Below are 255 nucleotides of genomic sequence, written 5' to 3'. Positions count from 1 at the left end.
AATGACAGCATCCGCACCTAGTTTTTCCATCCGTTTTGCTAAAGCTACTGAAGGTACAACTGGAATAACGGTAATGCCAGCTTCGTGGAAACGATCCATGTATTTTCCAGGATTCCCTGCACCAGTAGTAACCACTTTAACCCCTTCTTCGATAACCAAATCAACGATATCATCTGCAAAAGGAGAGAGGAGCATGATATTGACTCCAAAAGGTTTGTCAGTAATGGATTTGACGCGATCAATATTCGCTTTGAC

1 protein-coding gene is annotated in these 255 nt (G+C 42.4%); it reads right to left on the bottom strand.

Translation table 11 applies throughout. From position 1 onward, the window contains the following. Positions 1-255, bottom strand: a 255-nt coding sequence (locus H8S88_RS09815) for a nitronate monooxygenase (protein WP_236128283.1), incomplete at both ends; no start/stop codon positions are given.

This window comes from Streptococcus sp. GS001 (assembly GCF_021595565.1).
Lineage (GTDB): Bacteria > Bacillota > Bacilli > Lactobacillales > Streptococcaceae > Streptococcus > Streptococcus xiaochunlingii.
This window is presented reverse-complemented; position numbering and strand designations above follow the sequence as displayed.